We start from the raw sequence: 3,356 nt of genomic DNA, 5'->3' as shown, positions 1-3,356 counted from the left end.
CGTAAGAATGGGAGTTGCGACATAGCCGTTCTCGACCAAGAAGGACCAGCCCTGTGACACACCGTAATGCCCCACTCACCGTGGAGGGAAGACGACGCCTGATCGAGCGCTGCCAGAGTCGTCCGATCGCCCACGTCGCCGCCGAAATGGGTATCTCACGACAATGCGCCTCCAAGTGGGTCAACCGGTATCGCAAGTACGGTGACCTGGGATTACAGGACCGATCCAGCACGCCGCACCATCAACCGACCGCTACAGCCGCGGAGGTCGTGGCCGACATCGAGTCGATGCGCCGGAGCCGGAAATGGTCGGCTTCACGAATCACGTTCGAACTCCGAATGGATGGAACGGTCATTGCTCGCCGGACCGTCACGAAAATCCTGCGGAACCTGGGATTGCACCGCCGCCGGTTCATCGACCCGAACGGCGAAACCAACCGAAAACCGCAGGTCATCGTTGCAAAACGACCCGGCCAGATGGTCCACGTCGACATCAAGAAAGTCGGGAAGATCCCCGACGGCGGCGGGTGGCGTGCCCACGGCCGCGGCTCCGAGCAGGCCAAACGATCGCAGCGTCGGAAAACGAAGAACAAGCAAGCCCGGGTCGGGTACACCTATTTGCATTCCGCGATCGACGGGAACACCCGCCTGGCGTACACCGAGGCACGCGACAACGAAACCGCCGCAACAGCCATCGATTTCATGAACAACGCCCGCGTCTTCTTCGCCGCACACGGCATCACCCGTATCGAGCGCGTGATCACCGACAGCGGATCATGCTATCGGGCAGCAGATTTCACCGTTTCACTCCGCGAAGCTCGGCACTACCGCATCAAGCCGTACACCCCGAAACACAACGGGAAGGTCGAACGCTACAACCGCATCCTCGCCGAAGAACTGCTGTACTCCCGCGAGTACACCAGCGAAGCTGAGCGGCGCACTGCCGTCGAAGTCTGGAATGTTCACTACAATTACCACCGACCGCATTCAGCACGCGGAGGACGACCGCCCGCCGCTTACCGCCGGCACCGCGTCACCAACGTCCGTTCCTCCTACAACTGATATGTAGAGAAATTTGTCAAGGGACAGGTGGAAACGGCCTCGGGAACGGCAGTTCCCGAGGCCGTTTCCGTTTCGGTCGACGGACATGAAGAACGGCGGGTGACATGTCGATATTCACGACTCGTGGTCAGACTGATATACGCGGGTTGGCTACCGCAGGACGACTGTTCGGCAGGAACGGTGCTGCTGCTCTAGGGTCGGGCGTCGCAATCGGTTCCAATTTCGGAACCTGTTGCTGCCCATAGTTGTTTTCGCAGATCGTTCCTCACGCTGCCATCACGCCCTTTGCGATTGTCTATCGACCGAAATCTAGGGGAAGGACAAGCTCAGGGCTGGTCGTCGACGACCGCCAGCGACCAACACCATCCCGCAAGTTCTCTGGCTACGGCGACATTGGCGATCACCGGACGCTTCTTACGGGCGGTGAACTGCTCCCACCGATGATGCAGGCGGTGGTTGCCGGCATGCCCACGAGCACGCGCAGCGGGGCTGGCTTTCGCCCATCGAGTGCGCATGACCTGTCCAGGGTTGCGGTAGATCTTGCGGTGATGCCATGCTGCCTCGACCAACAACCGACGTGCATGACCGTTGCCGGTCTTGGTGATCGAACCCTGTGATCGTGATGTCCCCGAAGAGTATTCACTCGGCACCAGGCCGACATAGGAACCGATGGTGCTCCCCGTAAATCGCTGCCAGTCGCCGATCTCGACCGCCAACCCGAACCCGGTCAAAGTAGAGATTCCGCGTAAACATCCCAAACGGTGCACCATCGGCGTGTAGGGACTGTTCTCCGCCATCTCCTCGATCGCCGTATCCAGTCGGTCACGGCGGCTTCGGGTGAGCAGCATCGCTTCATAGTTCGAGTCGAACGTGGCCTGCAACGCCGACTGCTCGAACCTCTGACTTCGTAGCCACACATCATGCGCACCAGTCCACGCCGCACCACCAGAATAGACAATGCCCTGCCGCAGAAGAAGTTTCGACAAGCGATGTCGGCATCGCATCAGATCCCCGCGAGCATCCTCACGGGCACGGACCAGATCTCGGGCTGCCTCTTGTTCTACCGAAGGGACCGTGACCTCGACGATCTCGTCCAGTCGGAGCAACCGCGCCAGATGCAGCGCGTCGCGAGCATCGGTCTTGACGCGGTCACCAGCAGGTCTCTGCAATTTCGACGGCGCAACCACCACGCACTCCACACCCGCTTGATTCAGAGCTCGGTACAGGCCGAATCCGGTCGGTCCGGCCTCGTAGACGGCTTTCACCGGACCCGGCAACGAACGCAACCAGGCGAGGATCTCACCGGAGTCCGGACATAATCGTTGTTTCCATACTTCACCGGTTTGACCGTCGATCGCACATGCCACTACAGACAGTGCGTGCACGTCCAATCCGACACTCGTACGCTGATACATCACCGGGGCCTCCTGCAAATGTAGGCACTACCGATCCAGGCTTCGCCTACTCGGCAACCCACGGCAACTTGCAAGCGAGTCCCCGGCCCGAAACGGGCCGACCCTCATACCGTCTAGACATACAATTCGACGAGAACGTCATCGACGAGCAGCTTCGCATAATTGACCGACAGCCATCCCGGTGTCCAGGTGCTGCTTCGTGATGGGCGCATAAGACTGAAGATCATCCGCCGTGTAATAAACGACGGCATCCAAATATTCCAGCGGATTCTGGCTCAATACCGCTGCGACAGCAAGGGTTTTGAATGTGGAACAGAACGCGAAACGCTCGTCAGCTCGATACTCGACCATCCCTCCCGTTCTCGGATTGGCCGCATATACACCCAAGCGGGCATCGTATTTGTCTTCGAGATCAGCCAGGAGGTGGGCTCGATCCTCTTCGCTTGCCGTTGACGTTTGAGAACTTGTCGTCGAAGGATTCTTCGCTGAACAACCGGCAAGCGGTACCAGCACCGCTGCGCCCAATAGCGTCCGACGCGTAACACCGCGAAACATCGTCATTCTCGCCTCTCTTGGCTATAGAAATACAGGTTGGTGAAAATGTGGATCGGCAGGGCAGGAAGCCCCGACTGGTCCGACGGCGACCCGATTGGAAAAGTGGGTCTTATCGGTCAATATCCAAGGGGTGCAGGAAGTGTCCGGCGATATCGAGTGCAGGGTTCAACCAGCCCATTCTCTGTTTCATACCGCTGTGTATGGCACTGGCTGTCAGTCCGTTGGGGATGTTTGTGTCCGGCTGACCCGGGACGTCGCTAACCCGTGCATCCCCCGAGGGCGTTCAGCTTCCGTAGCTGGTGGAGCCACTCGACGATCCGGTGAT

General features: G+C 59.3%; 3 protein-coding genes. 1 reads left to right on the top strand and 2 read right to left on the bottom strand.

The window, feature by feature from the left end; genetic code table 11:
• The first annotated feature begins 53 nt into the window (after positions 1–53).
• The gene (locus tag ACH4NX_RS38290; RefSeq protein ID WP_398153397.1) at positions 54–1,061 is read left to right on the top strand and encodes an IS481 family transposase; all 1,008 of its coding nucleotides are present in this window, start codon (positions 54–56) and stop codon (positions 1,059–1,061) included.
• A gap of 326 nt (positions 1,062–1,387) precedes the next feature.
• Here the strand turns inward: ACH4NX_RS38290 and ACH4NX_RS38285 are convergent, their stop codons facing one another.
• Together ACH4NX_RS38285 and ACH4NX_RS38280 are read right to left on the bottom strand one after the other, a co-directional pair.
• The gene (locus ACH4NX_RS38285) at positions 1,388–2,476 is read right to left on the bottom strand and encodes an IS110 family transposase (RefSeq protein ID WP_003942584.1); all 1,089 of its coding nucleotides are present in this window, start codon (positions 2,474–2,476) and stop codon (positions 1,388–1,390) included.
• A 138-nt stretch (positions 2,477–2,614) separates the two neighbouring features.
• Positions 2,615–3,037, bottom strand: coding sequence for a serine hydrolase (locus ACH4NX_RS38280; protein ID WP_166814103.1), 423 nt, complete (start codon positions 3,035–3,037; stop codon positions 2,615–2,617).
• Between the last annotated feature and the right edge of the window lie 319 nt (positions 3,038–3,356).

Source organism: Streptomyces sp. NPDC017225 (genome assembly GCF_044331465.1).
In the GTDB taxonomy this organism is placed as follows: Bacteria; Actinomycetota; Actinomycetes; order Streptomycetales; family Streptomycetaceae; genus Streptomyces.
This window is presented reverse-complemented; position numbering and strand designations above follow the sequence as displayed.